The following is a 13,768-nucleotide window of genomic DNA, read 5'->3' on the forward strand; positions in this document are numbered from 1 at the left end:
TGCAAGAAGATAACTGTAACCACCTCATCGGTCGGGTTCGAACCCTGTTAAATACCTGGGCTCAACACTCTGCTGCCGGCCTTGCTGCCTTTGCTCTTGTGCTCCTTTTCAGCCTTGTTCCCGGTCAGTCCCGGGCTGATATCACACTTGTTTTTGGCACCTATGCCGCGGACAAGCCCACTGCAACGGTCATGAAATACAAACCTTTCTTGACGTTCCTCGCGTCCCGGATGTCGGAACGTCTGGGGGAGCCCGTCGATATCAGGATGAAAATCTCCAAAACCTATGAAGATGGCATCGCTCAGCTTGCCAATGGCGACGTGGATTTTGCACGTTTCGGTCCCGCCTCTTATGTCGCGGTGACTGAGGTGAACCCCGAGGTCAAGATTGTCGCGATGGAATCTAAAAAGGGTAAAAAGCGTTTCAAGGGGGTGATCGCCGTTCATGAAAACAGTGAATTCAACAGCCTTGCAGATCTCAAAGGGCATTCCTTTGCCTTTGGTGATGAGCTGTCGACCATTGGTCGGTATTTGGCGCAGTCCCACCTTCTGAATGCGGGGGTTTCAGCTGCGAACCTGTCTGGTTTCAGCTTCCTTGGCCGTCATGATCTGGTCGGAGAGGCGGTGGGCGCAGGTAAATTCGATGCCGGTGCGCTCAAGGAAAGCACGTATAAGAAGCTGGTTCAAAAAGGGGTGCCTTTGCGTGTTTTGTTTGACTTTGACAATGTTACCAAACCTTGGCTGGCCCACCCGAAAGTGCCTGATCGGGTTACGCAGGCAATGCAGGATGTGATGCTGGCAGAAAAGAACGATGAGCGGGTTCGTGAAATCTCGGAAAACGGATTTCTGTCAGGCACTGACGAGGATTACCAGCTCGTTCGCGATGCCATGCAACACAGCGCTTTGTTTTGATTGATGGGTTTGGTGTGAAAATGAAGCTCAATGGTGTCTATACACAGATTGTTCTGTCCATGCTGCTTGCCGCAGGTGGGGTTACCCTTTTGCTGGGAGAGCTTGAGCGGAGCACGCGTGTGGTTGAGCTGAATAAGCGGTTGAGTGAGCAGGCGGAACTGGCAGTATCACTGCTGAGCGGGGCCATGATCGAGGATATCATCGTCGAAGATGTTCCAGTTCTGGAAACGGCGATGCGACAGGCAATCAATCGCTATCCACAGATGGTTTCGATCCGCTTGATCAATGATCAAGGGCGATCAATTGCGACAGCGAGTTCTGCTGAGGAAAGAGCTGAACATGAACTTGTCGATTTCAATAGTGACATAGTCTTTGAAGGAGAAAGCTTTGGGCAGATGCAGGTGGCGTGGTCCACCCGCGAAGGGGCGCAGCTGATTGAAGAGCAAGTGCGCCACACCCGATTGAACACGCTGTTGATCGTGTCTTCCCTTTCAGCCTTATTCCTGCTTCTGGCCCATTTGTTTGCATTGCGCCCATTGCGCCAAACCCATGCAAGGATGTCCAGCGTTCTGTCCGGTCAATTCGTTCAGAAACAGTCCATGCCATGGTTTGTAGGGAGGGAGTTAAAAGCTCTGGATGCCTCTGTTGAAGTTCTGCAGGCCAACTTGCGAAGCCGTGATGCACGCGAAAAAGAGCTGGAGAAGGCACGGAATGCGGCTGACGATGCCAACAGAAGCAAATCAGAGTTTCTCGCCAACATGAGCCACGAAATCCGAACCCCCATGAATGGGATTATTGGAATGGCGGATCTGCTGCAGAACACTGAGTTAGATGCGGATCAAAAGCTCTACTCCGACACAATCCTCAGCTCCGCTGCGTCGCTTCTGTCTATTATCAACGACATCCTGGACTTTTCAAAAGCGGAGGCCGGGAAGTTTTCTCTTGATCCGACCCCCTTCAACTTGCGGCGCACTTGCGAAGAAGTGATGAGCATGCTGTCTGTCAGCGCAGGTATGAAGGGTGTCGAAGTCGTGCTGAGATATCATACGGATGTCCCAGACGGGATTTTTGCCGACAGCGTACGCCTGCGACAGGTTTTAACAAATATAGCCGGTAACGCGGTTAAGTTTACTTCCGAGGGGCATGTCTGCGTGGATGTTTCGACGGCAGACCACAATGGTGATTTGAAGTTGGTTGTTGCCATCACCGATACGGGCATAGGTATCCCAGAGGACCAGATCCAAAAAATATTCCGCGCGTTTGAGCAGGTCGATGGTTCTAACACGCGCAAATATGAAGGAACTGGTCTTGGACTTGCAATTTCCAGCCACCTCGTCGAGCTGATGGGGGGAGAGATTGAAGTGCGGTCAACATGCGATAAAGGCACCACTTTTACAGTAACCTTGCCACTTCAGCCCGTGCAGCGCCCAACTGAATATATGAAAGTTGAGAGCAGAGATCTAAAAAATTACAAACTGTTGGTCGTCGACGATCTCCCCCTCAATTTGCATATCCTTCGAGAGCAACTGGGTAACTGGCATGCTGATGTGACTTTGGCGCAATCGGGACAAGAGGCTTTGGAAATACTTCAACAATCTGCCGAACAGGGTGCTAGCTTTGATGTCATTGTCTTAGATTATCAGATGCCGGAGATGACCGGCATAGAAATGGTTCAGCGGTTGCGAACAAGTCGCTTGCATGAAGAAACACCGGTTATTGTTCTATCTTCGGCCGATCAAAGTATTTCGGCTGATGTTCGAAATGCCTTGGGTATTGCAGCGGTGGTTCAGAAACCTCTTCGTATGGCAGCGTTGAATCAGACTATTTGGTCAGCAATACATCCTGCCAGTGCTGAAAATCTGGACCAACAAGCCGGGGGCGGCTTTGATGAAAGCATACCAGCCTTCCGTGTTCTGGTGGCGGACGACAATAAAACCAACCGCTTGGTTGTCCAGAGTATGTTAAAAGGGACGCCGATTTCTACTGAGTTTGTGGAGAACGGCAGGCAGGCAGTTGACAGTTACAAGGCGTGTCCTCCGGACGTAATTTTGATGGATATGTCCATGCCTGTCTTGAGCGGGATTGATGCAACCAAAGAAATACGTCTTTGGGAGCAAGAAACTGAACAAACGCGGTGTCCCATTGTGGCTTTGACGGCCAACGCAAGAAAGGATGATCGAACTAAATGCTTGTCTGCGGGCATGGATGATTTTCTGACCAAGCCAATAAACAAATCTGCTTTGCTGGATATGTGCCTTACGTGGGTTGGGGAGGGGGGAAAGCCCGGTCTGAGCAACATGAGAACTGGTGCTTTTAATGTATGAAGGCCGAGGCAAGTTCGAAATACGTAGCAGGGCGTTTTGTAAGTAACCGCCCGATTGTCACCGCAGCCGCAGGTTCTTGACACGTATGGCGATGGTCGGGGGCATCGAAGAAGTCTTGCAAGAAGCTGTGCCAAGCTTCAGTGGACACGCGCGGGGAGGCAAGCATTTCGCGCAATTCTTCGATGCAGTCTTCTGTCAGCGTGGTGATGTATTCGTCGGGGCCGGTTTGGACGCTTACGATATTGCTATAGGTAAGATTTGAAGTTGCCCCACCTTTTCGGATAGTTTTTCAGCTTTGCTAAACTGGACTTGTCCCGGTTTAGTTCCGGACCAAGAGCTCTCATGTTAAGCGGCTTTCCGTTCGAAAGTCACGGGGCTTTTGTATCCGAGGGCTGAGTGCCGTCGGCGTGGGTTGTAAAAACCGTTGATGTACTGGAGCGCCAGTTCGTATTGCCGGCGAATGTACCAGGGTTGCGGCCAGGCCAGCTCGGCCTTCAGTGTTTTGAAGCAGGTCTCAAGGGCAGCGTTGTCATAGCAATTTCCCTTGCCGCTCATCGAGATCTTGAAGCCGCGCTGTTTCAGCAGCTTCTGGTCCTCATGCGAACAATATTGGCTGCCGCGGTCGGTGTGATGGATGCAGCCTTTCGGGGGTTGGCGCAGATTGATCGCCATCTTCAAAGCGCGTACCGCCAGGTCTTTCTTCATCCTGTTACTGACGGCCCAGCCGACAACACGTCGTGAATACAGGTCAATGATGACAGCCAGATTGAGCCAGCCCTGCTGCGTCCAAATATAGCTGATATCACCGGCCCATTTCTGGTTCGGCCCGGTTGCCGTGACGTCCTGAGCCAACAGGGTCGGGGCAATATTGAGATTGTGGGCGCTCTCCCTTGTGGCCTGGTCTTTATGGGGGCGCACAACCTTTGCTTCATCAAGCGCCCCACACGGCGATGGCCGACCTCAAGGCCCAGCTCCTGTAATTCCTCGGTCATCCGGGGCCGCCCATAGCTGTTCAGAGACAGGCGGTGCTACTCGCGAATGTGGGCCAGGATTACAATATCGTCGCGCTGGCGCTGACTGATCGGCCGTGATCGCCGTGAACGGTAGCCACGATCGGTTACTCCAGGCAGGCCGCAGAGCTGGCGCTGGCTGAGTTTACCGTCGTACTGGTCGATGAATGCGACCCTCACGTCTTTTGCCTCGCGAAAAGGCCGTGGCCTTTTTTAGCACGCCCCTCTCCTCCTTCAGGATGCGGTTCTCCCGTCGAAGCCGTTCATTCTCCCGTGCCAGATCCTGATCGGGCCCGGAAACAACCGCCTCTTCGTCAAAGGATGTGATCCATTTGTTCAGCGTTGAAAGGCCCCCCCAAATCCGCAGAAACCTGTCGCCGCGTCAGGCCGCGCGTCAGAGCGATACGCACCGCATCCCGCTTGAACTCTTCACTGTGTCCGTTTGCCATAGTTCAAGGCAATATTGCTCTCAAAGGGCCGGAACTGAACTGGGACAAGTCCAGCCCGCGACGCAGGCAAAACCCGGTCGCAAAAGCCAGGGTGCCAAAGCCGATCCCGAGGGCCAGCCCAAACCAGACAGAGGCCGTGCGCGGGCTCAGCTCTTCAAGACCCAGCCCTCAATGACAAGGGTTTCGAACATCTTCACATCTCCGCTTATTGGAATGTGTTTCCAATGAGGGGTTGGTTGACCCGGTGCAAGAAGAGATTGTTTGCGAACGGGTGCGGTTTGGGGGGAAATATTCTGCAATTGGGGTAAAGGAAGATTGCCATTCGTGGCAGCCGCTGTCGCAGGGGCCGCTGTTTGGGCACCTGCCAATGTGTCGGTCAGATCTCCCTTTTTTGCATCCGGTTTGGGCGCTGCATCAAACAGGAGAGGGTGTCCCGGTAGTTCAGTTCTTTTCAGGACCGGATTTCGCGGTCAGAAATCTCAATGTTGTGAGTGTTTCGGAGCAATCAGGTGTGTCAAGTTTATCGCGAAACGCTTTAGCGTGCCGACATGGAACTCCGTTTGGCCAAAGTGATCAGAGAAGGGATGTTACATGAAGCCGTTCCCGATCGCCGACACCTCTCCTGTCGTGCATGAGAACCCGTTGCCGAAAGCCGCCGATCTGGTGGTCATCGGCGGCGGCGTGATCGGCATCACAACCGCGCTTTTTGCCGCCCGTGACGGGCTCAAGGTTGTTGTGCTTGAGAAAGGTCGTGTCGCGGGGGAACAAAGCGGGCGCAACTGGGGCTGGATCCGGGTTCAGGGCCGTGATCACGCCGAAGTCCCGATTGCCTGCCATGCGCAGCAGCTCTGGCAGGAACTGGCCGCTCAGCTGGACACGGATATTGGCCTCAGGCAGTCCGGCGTGGCCTATCTTGCGGCCAATCCGCAGGAGGAGCAGGAGTTCCTGCCGTTTCTGGCCGTTGCAAAAGAACATGGCCTGTCCACGCGCCTTTTGAATGGGGATGCCACGGCTGACCTGATGCGAGGGGCCCGCACACGGTTTCATTCGGCCCTGTGGACCGAGACCGACATGCGCGCTGAACCTTTTCTCGCGGTGCCAGCTCTGGCGCGACTGGCGGCGCGGGAAGGGGTTTGTGTCGTTGAGAATTGCGCGGTACGCGGGCTTGATCGGTCAGGCGGAGAGGTCACGGGAGTCCTGACCGACAGGGGGCACGTCATAAAGTCGCGTCAGGTGGTGCTGGCGGCCGGGGCGTGGTCCTCGTTGTTTCTGCGTCGCCATGGGGTGACGATCCCGCAACTGGCCGTGCGCGCAACTGTGGCCCAGACCAAACCCTTGCCCGAGGTGGCTAGTTTTGCCGCCACGGGGGGCGGGCCGGTGTCGTTTCGCAGGCGCGCGGATGGGGGCTATACGCTTGCGCCGGGTGGGTTTCATGAATTCATGATTGGTCCAGATGCGATCCGGGCCTGTCGCGCCTTCTGGCCCCTGGTGAAACAGGATCCCTTTGGCACCCGCTATCTGCCCGCAGCGCCGACCGGATACCCGGATGCCTGGGCCACGCCGCGGCACTGGCGCGATGATGAGGTCAGCCCATTTGAACAGATGCGGGTTCTGAAACCCCGCCCACATCTTGGCAAGGTGGATGCGCTGGCCCGTGGATTTGCCACCCTGTTCCCGGATCTGGGAGAGGTCGGGCTGGAACGCGCTTGGGCGGGGATGATTGACGCCATGCCGGATGTGGTGCCGATCGTGGACGCGGTGCAGAACCTTCCGGGGGTGATCCTGGCCACAGGCATGAGTGGTCACGGGTTTGGCATCGGTCCCGGCTTTGGCCGGATCGTGGCGGATCTTGTGCAGGGGCGCGCGCCGGGGCATGATATCTCACGCTTCCGCTTTTCGCGGTTCTCGGAAGGGGCACCGTTAGAGCTTGGCCCCGCGTTATAATCAGTTTGCGCCCGGAGCGGGCCGGAAAGGACGGCGATATGCCCATCAAGAACAGATTTGCCGAGTTACAGGGTGAAATCACCGCCTGGCGACGTGATTTTCATGCCCATCCCGAGATCCTGTTCGACACCCATCGCACAGCGCAGATCGTGGCGGATAAGCTGGCGGAATTCGGCTGCGACGAGGTGGTCACGGGCATTGGTCGCACCGGTGTGGTTGGGGTCATCAAGGGGCGCAAGACCGGATCTGGAAAGGTGATTGGGCTGCGGGCCGATATGGATGCGTTGCCGATCCATGAACAAACTGGGCTGGACTATGCGTCGAAGACGGATGGCGCGATGCATGCCTGTGGCCATGATGGGCACACGGCGATGCTGTTGGGGGCGGCGAAATACCTTGCGGAGACACGGAGTTTTGACGGGACTGTTGTGGTGATTTTCCAGCCCGCCGAAGAAGGCGGCGGGGGTGGCAAGGAAATGTGTGACGACGGGATGATGGACCGTTTCGGCATCCAAGAAGTGTACGGCATGCACAATTGGCCCGGGCAGCCGTTGGGCGAGTTTGCCATCCGCCCCGGCGCATTTTTCGCCGCCACGGATATGTGGACCGTGACGTTTGAGGGCAAAGGCGGACATGCCGCCAAACCGCACACAACGGTAGATACAACCGTGATGGCCGCGCAGGCGGTGCTGGCATTGCAGACGGTGGCCGCGCGCAATGCCAACCCAGTAGATCAGTTGGTGGTCTCTGTGACCTCGTTCGAAACCTCCTCCACCGCCTTTAACGTCATCCCGCAACGGGTTGTCATCAAAGGCACAACGCGCACCCTGTCCGAAGAGGTGCGCGATCTGGCCCAGGCGCGGATTACCGAGATTTGCGAAGGGGTCGCGGCGACTTTTGGCGGCGTGGCGACGGTGGAGTATGACCGCAACTACCCGGTGATGGTGAACCACGAAGACCAAACCGCCTTTGCCGCCGATGTGGCCCGTGCCGTGGCAGGTGATTGCGACGAAGCGCCCTTGGTGATGGGCGGCGAAGACTTCGCCTTTATGCTGGAGGAACGCCCGGGGGCCTATATCCTCGTGGGCAATGGTGACACCGCCGCCGTGCATCACCCGGAATATAACTTCAATGATGAAGCCATCCCGGCGGGCTGTTCGTGGTGGGCGGAGATTGCTGAACGGCGAATGCCGATTGGGTGAACGAGAGCATGTCGCGCAAAAGTGGGTGCCGGTTTTGCGCTCCTCGGACATGCGAAATCAAGACGTAAGAGTGGGTCGCGTGAATGCGAATGAACACGACGCGCTCTAGCGGCATCCCTATCCTGCCTGCCATACCCAAAAAAGAGCCGCCCAAGGGCGGCTCTTTTCATCTCTTTGCGGGTTACTCGACGATCAGATTAATCGATGTGAACCCCCATGGAAATGAGGAGGAGAGTCCCAGATCAAGCCCCATAGTGCTGATGGTCTGTGCGGACCCATTAGAGGCATAGGTGGTGGTGGAGGAGCTGCCACCGGCCCGGGGTTGAACCGCTTCAAAGGTTTGTTGGCCTTTCAACCCTCCCCCTTGGCATGTCACCGTGATTGGGGACGGTTTTCCACCATCCTTGAACCGCTTTCCTGCCGCGAAGGCAGGCACGCGTACTCGCCCCGGCGTCACGAGAGAGGCCTGAAGCTGACGCGAGGACAAGGTGCAGCTGAGACCGGTCACTTCCTGTTTCTTCTTTTCCGATACCGCCTTGAAGGTGCGAATGGTCAGCGGATAGCGCTGCAAGGGCTGCAGCCCCTCGGTGTTCCGGACCGTTGCCGACTGATCCTCGGCGTCAATCTCGTTGAGGTTCTGGCATCCTGAAAGCGCAATCGCGGCCGCAAAAGCCACCGGGTAGATCCACATGGCTGTCATCACTCACTCCACAAACGTTGCTTTCAGCGGTGCCGAATACCGCCAGGGGGTGGATGATGCGATTGCGGTGGTGACAGCGGCGGTGATCAAAGCGCCCGCAAGGCCGGCACCCGTTGCCACACTGGCCTGTTTCTGGTTCGCGACGGTCTGCGCAACTGCGGTTTTTCCATTTGCCGAACAGGTTGCGATCAGCGCACTGGGGGCCCCGCGGTTTTCCAGTGCTTTGCGCTGTTTGAAGGAGGGCACGACCAGTTTTGCGGGCGTGATCACCTTGGCGAACAGCTCATCTGATTCGACCACACAGCTTGCGCCTGCAAATTCGACGGGCTTGTCATCCACCAGATTATAGCTGCGGACCTCAACAATACTGGTCCCATGTGCCAGACGCTCTTGGCCGGCGGATGTCTTGAAACCAGCATTGACCGGTTCGGAGGTGATTTCCATCGGGGATTGGCAGGCTGCAAGGGCGATGATGGCGGCCAAAGGGCAAAGTTTCTTAAGTATTGATACCTCATAAAACTGCTTTACGATGCGTAAAAAACGGAACCCCTAATCCCGTTCAAGTGGTTTTATCTTGAAAAACCCAATCATCCGCCAGTGTGGCTCATATGTCGTCGGGTCTGACCGCTGACGGTCTGGCGAGAGTAGTCAAAATCATGCCCTTTGGGTTTGCGGGCGATGGCGGCGTGGATCGCTTCGATCAGGTGGTCATCGTCCTCGTTCGCCCGAAGGGGCGCGCGCAGGTCGGTCATGCCGTCATGGCCAAGGCAGGTATAAAGCTGCCCGGTGCAGCTCATCCTGACGCGGTTGCAGCTTTCGCAGAAATTATGGCTGAGCGGTTGAATGAGGCCCACCTTCTGCCCGGTTTCCTCCAGCCGCATATAGCGCGCCGGGCCGCCGGTGTTGTCACCCAGATCGGTGAGTGTGTAGCGGGTGGCCAATTCGTTGCGCAGATCGGTGAGGGACCAGAACTGGCCCAAGCGGGCGACCTCATCCATGTCCCCCATCGGCATCACTTCGATAAAGGTCAGGTCCATATCGCGTTCGGCGCAGAAGCGGGTCAGGTCGAACAGTTCTTCCTGGTTGAAATCTTTCACCGCCACGGCGTTGATTTTCACGCGCAGCCCGGCCTTCTGGGCCGCGTCAATGCCGCGCAAGACCTGTGGCAGCCGGCCCCACCGGGTGATTTTGGCGAATTTGTCTTCGTCCAGCGTATCGAGAGAAACATTCACGCGGCGCACACCACAGGCGTAAAGCTCGTCCGCGAAACGATGTAGTTGTGATCCGTTGGTGGTGAGGGTGAGTTCCTTCAGGGCGCCGCTGTCCTGGTGGCGTGACATGGCGCGGAAAAACTCCATGATGCCCCGGCGCACCAGGGGTTCGCCCCCAGTGATGCGCAGCTTTGTCACCCCCAGCCCGATGAAAGCGGTGCAGATCCGGTCCAGCTCTTCCAGGGTCAGCAGGTCCTTTTTCGGCAGGAAGGTCATGTGTTCAGACATGCAGTAGGTGCAGCGGAAATCACAACGGTCGGTCACGGACAGGCGCAGATAGGTGACCGGTCGCTGAAAGGGATCAACCAGACGCGGCGCATCGGAGGAAGGCGAGGTGGTCATGTCGTTCGGCGTTTTCATGGCGTGACCCTATGCTTGGGCCTTGGGGGATGCAAGGGTTGGACAGGCAAATCCCCATTGATCCACGATCAATTTTGCGTCACGCTTTGCAGTATGAAACAGTTGATTTCCATACCCGCTTTTGTGTTGATTTTATCTGGTTGTGCTGAGTTTGAGGTGAAGCAAACCCCGCCAGCCCCCCCGGTTTCGGATGCAAATTCATCCGAGGCTGGGGCTGTTGCGGATTTGCCGCCTCCGCCTCAAGGGGCTGTGACTGTTGAACAATTTGACACGGCCAGCAATGAGGACCGGCAAGAAGCCGTGGCCGCCGCCCCCGTGTCCAATGCCCGGTTGGGCAGCACAATCGCCACGCTGGGGGATGTTGCTCAGCCGGGGTTCTGGCTGGAAACGCCACTGGTGAAATCGGTGCAGGAGGGGCGGGTGACGTCCAAGCAGACCGGGCGCACGGTCAAGGTGGAGTTGCGCCCGATCCCCGGACCTGCGGGAAGCGGCAGTCGGCTTTCCCTGTCGGCGCTGCGCCTGCTGGACCTTCCTCTTGCGGGGCTACATGAGGTTGAGGTGTCAGACCTGTGATGGATCAGACTTGGCTGGCCGAAGGGCGGGCGCGGAAAACCGTGACCGGCTGGGGCCAATGGGACGAGATGCGTGCAGCGTTTCGCTGGGACATTCCCGAGTATTTCAACATTGCCGAACGCTGTTGCGACAGTTGGGCCGCAATTGATCCCACCCGCGTGGCGCTGAGCCATGTGGCGCAGGATGGGCAGGTGCAGGACTGGACCTATGGCCAGTTGAGCGCGCTTTCTGATCGTTTCGCCACTGTGCTCAGGGCGTCGGGCGTGCAGAAAGGAGATCGGGTTGCGGTGCTTTTGGGGCAGGGGCCTGATGTGCTGATCAGCCATTTTGCCGCCTATAAAATCGGCGCGGTGATCTTGCCACTCTTTACGTTGTTCGGCGCGGATGCGCTGGCCTATCGCCTGTCGGACAGCGGTGCAAAGGTGGTGGTGACGGACCGTGCAAACCTTACGAAAATCACGGAGATCCGCGCCGGGTTGCCGGGGTTGGAGCAGGTGTTCTTGGTGGATGGCGCGGGCGGTGACGTGCTGGATTTCCATGCTGAGATCACCAAGGCGTCCCCCTTGACGGAGCGAGAGCACACGCTGGCGGAAGATCCTGCGCTGATGATCTACACTTCGGGCACCACCGGCCCCCCAAAAGGGGTGCTGCATGCGCATCGCTTCTTGCTGGGGCATCTGCCCTGCGTCGAGACATTCAATCCCGATTTCCCGCAACCGGGCGACAAGGGCTGGACCCCGGCGGACTGGGCCTGGATTGGTGGGCTGATGGATCTGGCCATCCCGTTTCTTTATTTCGGCGTGCCGATTGTCAGTCACAGGATGCGTAAATTCGATGCGGGTGTGGCCTATCGGATGATCGCTGATCACAAGATCCGCAACCTGTTCCTGCCGCCAACAGCGCTGAAACTGATGCGCCAGTCCGAGGCCCCGCCTGACGGGGTGCATATCCGCTCGATCGGAACAGGCGGTGAGAGCCTCGGGGCGGAACTGCTTGGCTGGGCGCGTGATGTGCTGGGGGTCGAACTGAACGAGTTTTACGGCCAGACCGAATGCAACCTTGTGATTTCCTCCGTAGCGGGGGCGATGCAGGTCAAGCCGGGGGCGATGGGGCAGGCCATTCCGGGGCATGAGGTGACGGTTCTGGATGCCAGCGGGCGCGAATGTGCACCGGGGGAAATGGGCGAAATTGCCGTGCGCGCACCGGACCCGGTCATGTTTCTGCGCTATTGGAACCTGCCGGAAAAGACGGAGCAGAAATTCATCGGGCCCTGGATGCGCACGGGGGATCTGGCGACACGGGATGGCGAGGGCTATTTCACCTTTGCCTCGCGCGATGATGACGTGATCACCTCGGCAGGTTATCGGATTGGCCCGTCCGAAATTGAAAACTGCCTGATGGCACATCCTGACGTGGTGATGGCGGCTGTGGTTGGGGTGCCGGATCCGCTGCGCACGGAGGTGGTCAAGGCGGTGGTTGTATTGCGCGATGGGGTGGACCCGGCTGGTAAGGATGACGAGCTGGTGGAACTGGTCAAGGCACGGATCAGCCCGCATGTGGCGCCGCGGCTGGTGGAATTTGTCACAAACCTGCCCATGACCGCCACCGGGAAGATCATGCGCCGAGAACTGCGATGAGGGCCGGGGAACATTCCCCGGCTTTTCTATTTTTTCACAGGGCTTTATTCCTGCGCGGAGCTTTCGTCTGAAAGGTCCGGCGTAATGGTGGGTTCCGGGGCAGGTTCCGGCAGGTCCGCGACCGTAAAGCCGATATGGCGCCCGGCTTCTTTCACCGCAAAGGGTTTCATGATCGGCCCGTGCTCCATCAAAAAAGTGCGCACGCGGGGGGCGTCATGTTTCGACAGGTCGCGCAGCCACCAGGCCACCGCCTTTTGCATGGCCCCGTGTTTCAGCGTGGCACATTCTGCGACCCATCCCAGGATGCGCTCACGGGCGGCCTCTTCTTCGGGTTTGGGGTGGTTCTGTTTGGTCCAGGGCAGGGTGATCACGAGGGCTGCACGCCGGATCCAGAGCGTGTCGGGCCAGGGGGCCGCGCGCACCCACTCCTCGACCTCGTTCAGGCGGGACGGGTCCGCCACCAGGCGTTTTTGCCCCGCCATGCAGGCGTGATCGGCAATGGCCCAGCTGTCAAACTGTGGCACCCAGCTCTGGATCAGGTCCCATACGGCCTGATCGGGGCGGATACGCGCCTGTGTCAGCAGCTTGGCAGCAGCAATCCGGGCTTCGAAAATATTGCTGTTCCAAAGTGCGTCTGCAAGCGTCACGCGCTCCTCTACGCTCAGCGCCTGACGCCAGGTTTTGGTCAGATCGTTCAGCACAGGATTTGAAACGCCCAGCACCTCGCGCGTCTGCTTGTGATAGGCTGCGCTTTCGACCGCCCGTTGCGGGTCGGCTTGGGCGCGCATGGCATTCAGGGCATCCTCAAGGATCATTTGTCATCTCCCAGAATACCGGTGGGCATTCCGTCAATTGTGGTGGTGTTCTTCTCGGACCAATAGGGGGTCAGATCCTCCCCCTTGGCGTGAAGCGCGGTGATAAGCGTGTCGCGCTGGCGGGTCAACTCCATCTCGGGCACCGCATAGCCGCAGGAGGTCTGCACCAGTTCGACATGCATGTCATAAATCTGGCGTGCGCCAAACGGGGTCCCAAACAGGGCAGCCTGCTCTGCCCAATCCGTGTCGCGCGGGTGGATGGCCCGCGCCGTGCCATAGGCGCGCAGGATCAGCGGGCGCGCTGCAAAACTGCACCACATCACGGTCATCCGGTTTGCGGCGCGCAGATGTCCGGCGGTTTCATTTCCCGACCCGGTGTAATTCAGCCAGAGGATCCGGTTTGGTCCCAGAACGCGCAGACTGTCCATCCCCTTGGGCGAGACATTGACCCGCCCGTCCGGCGCGGCTGTGCCTGTGAAAAACATCGGCTGCGCTTCGATGAAGCTGCGGTGGCTGTCGTCGATCCGGTCAAACTGCTTGGCCATGGGGATCCTTTCGGGATTGATCGGCGG

The 13,768-nt window shown here is 57.8% G+C and carries 12 protein-coding genes and 1 pseudogene; 7 read left to right on the forward strand and 6 right to left on the reverse strand.

Annotated features, from left to right (window positions below; all coding sequences use genetic code 11):
- Positions 1–98 precede the first annotated feature (98 nt).
- The 3 genes from AKJ29_RS13065 to AKJ29_RS19710 all read left to right on the forward strand — a co-directional run bounded on the left by AKJ29_RS13065 (position 99) and on the right by AKJ29_RS19710 (position 3,497).
- A complete protein-coding gene (locus AKJ29_RS13065) occupies positions 99–911 on the forward strand; it encodes a PhnD/SsuA/transferrin family substrate-binding protein (protein ID WP_235477613.1) in 813 nt (270 codons plus the stop codon).
- A complete protein-coding gene (locus AKJ29_RS13070; RefSeq protein ID WP_055191528.1) occupies positions 908–3,235 on the forward strand; it encodes a response regulator in 2,328 nt (775 codons plus the stop codon). The genes AKJ29_RS13065 and AKJ29_RS13070 overlap by 4 nt, the downstream gene beginning before the upstream one ends.
- Positions 3,236–3,320: 85 nt before the next feature.
- Entirely contained in the window at positions 3,321–3,497 is a 177-nt protein-coding gene (locus AKJ29_RS19710; RefSeq protein WP_235477562.1) for a hypothetical protein, read from the forward strand.
- Between the two features lie 83 nt (positions 3,498–3,580).
- Here AKJ29_RS19710 and AKJ29_RS18945 read toward each other — a convergent pair.
- Positions 3,581–4,694, reverse strand: a pseudogene (locus AKJ29_RS18945) (IS3 family transposase).
- A gap of 591 nt (positions 4,695–5,285) precedes the next feature.
- Between AKJ29_RS18945 and AKJ29_RS13085 the strand changes: the two are divergent.
- Together AKJ29_RS13085 and AKJ29_RS13090 are read left to right on the forward strand one after the other, a co-directional pair.
- The gene (locus tag AKJ29_RS13085) at positions 5,286–6,638 is read left to right on the forward strand and encodes an NAD(P)/FAD-dependent oxidoreductase (protein WP_055191530.1); all 1,353 of its coding nucleotides are present in this window, start codon (positions 5,286–5,288) and stop codon (positions 6,636–6,638) included.
- Between the two features lie 38 nt (positions 6,639–6,676).
- Positions 6,677–7,840, forward strand: coding sequence for a M20 aminoacylase family protein (locus AKJ29_RS13090; protein WP_055191532.1), 1,164 nt, complete (start codon positions 6,677–6,679; stop codon positions 7,838–7,840).
- A gap of 181 nt (positions 7,841–8,021) precedes the next feature.
- Here the strand turns inward: AKJ29_RS13090 and AKJ29_RS13095 are convergent, their stop codons facing one another.
- From AKJ29_RS13095 to moaA, 3 genes are all read right to left on the reverse strand, one after another.
- Complete coding sequence (locus AKJ29_RS13095) at positions 8,022–8,540, reverse strand: pepsin/retropepsin-like aspartic protease family protein (RefSeq protein ID WP_139231355.1); 519 nt, start codon at positions 8,538–8,540, stop codon at positions 8,022–8,024.
- Positions 8,541–8,543: 3 nt separating this feature from the next.
- On the reverse strand, positions 8,544–8,984 hold the full coding sequence (locus tag AKJ29_RS13100) for a hypothetical protein (RefSeq protein WP_152972460.1): 441 nt from the start codon (positions 8,982–8,984) through the stop codon (positions 8,544–8,546).
- A 143-nt stretch (positions 8,985–9,127) separates the two neighbouring features.
- The gene (gene moaA, locus AKJ29_RS13105) at positions 9,128–10,171 is read right to left on the reverse strand and encodes a GTP 3',8-cyclase MoaA (RefSeq protein WP_409360033.1); all 1,044 of its coding nucleotides are present in this window, start codon (positions 10,169–10,171) and stop codon (positions 9,128–9,130) included.
- 249 nt (positions 10,172–10,420) lie between these two features.
- Between moaA and AKJ29_RS13110 the strand changes: the two genes are divergently transcribed.
- Positions 10,421–10,744, forward strand: a complete 324-nt coding sequence (locus AKJ29_RS13110) for a D-galactarate dehydratase (RefSeq protein WP_235477565.1) — start codon at positions 10,421–10,423, stop codon at positions 10,742–10,744.
- Complete coding sequence (locus tag AKJ29_RS13115) at positions 10,744–12,381, forward strand: AMP-binding protein (protein WP_235477567.1); 1,638 nt, start codon at positions 10,744–10,746, stop codon at positions 12,379–12,381. The genes AKJ29_RS13110 and AKJ29_RS13115 overlap by 1 nt, the downstream gene beginning before the upstream one ends.
- 44 nt (positions 12,382–12,425) lie before the next feature.
- On the opposite strand, the gene AKJ29_RS13120 is transcribed toward AKJ29_RS13115, so the two are convergent.
- The gene (locus AKJ29_RS13120; RefSeq protein WP_055191540.1) at positions 12,426–13,196 is read right to left on the reverse strand and encodes a DNA alkylation repair protein; all 771 of its coding nucleotides are present in this window, start codon (positions 13,194–13,196) and stop codon (positions 12,426–12,428) included.
- Positions 13,193–13,741 (reverse strand): pyridoxamine 5'-phosphate oxidase family protein, encoded by a 549-nt coding sequence (locus AKJ29_RS13125; protein WP_055191542.1) that lies wholly within the window; start codon positions 13,739–13,741, stop codon positions 13,193–13,195. The genes AKJ29_RS13120 and AKJ29_RS13125 overlap by 4 nt, the downstream gene beginning before the upstream one ends.
- Between the last annotated feature and the right edge of the window lie 27 nt (positions 13,742–13,768).

This window comes from Aliiroseovarius crassostreae (genome assembly GCF_001307765.1).
GTDB lineage: Bacteria > Pseudomonadota > Alphaproteobacteria > Rhodobacterales > Rhodobacteraceae > Aliiroseovarius > Aliiroseovarius crassostreae.

Bases quoted from the DNA above. Each gene is read 5' to 3' on its own strand.
- AKJ29_RS13085 (WP_055191530.1), top strand. From the start codon at position 5,286: ATGAAGCCGTTCCCGATCGCCGACACCTCTCCTGTCGTGCATGAGAAC.
- AKJ29_RS13095 (WP_139231355.1), bottom strand. From the start codon at position 8,540: ATGACAGCCATGTGGATCTACCCGGTGGCTTTTGCGGCCGCGATTGCG.
- AKJ29_RS13120 (WP_055191540.1), bottom strand. From the start codon at position 13,196: ATGATCCTTGAGGATGCCCTGAATGCCATGCGCGCCCAAGCCGACCCG.
- AKJ29_RS13125 (WP_055191542.1), bottom strand. From the start codon at position 13,741: ATGGCCAAGCAGTTTGACCGGATCGACGACAGCCACCGCAGCTTCATC.
- AKJ29_RS13090 (WP_055191532.1), top strand. From the start codon at position 6,677: ATGCCCATCAAGAACAGATTTGCCGAGTTACAGGGTGAAATCACCGCC.
- AKJ29_RS13115 (WP_235477567.1), top strand. From the start codon at position 10,744: ATGGATCAGACTTGGCTGGCCGAAGGGCGGGCGCGGAAAACCGTGACC.
- AKJ29_RS13100 (WP_152972460.1), bottom strand. From the start codon at position 8,984: ATGGAAATCACCTCCGAACCGGTCAATGCTGGTTTCAAGACATCCGCC.
- AKJ29_RS19710 (WP_235477562.1), top strand. From the start codon at position 3,321: ATGGCGATGGTCGGGGGCATCGAAGAAGTCTTGCAAGAAGCTGTGCCA.
- moaA (WP_409360033.1), bottom strand. From the start codon at position 10,171: ATGAAAACGCCGAACGACATGACCACCTCGCCTTCCTCCGATGCGCCG.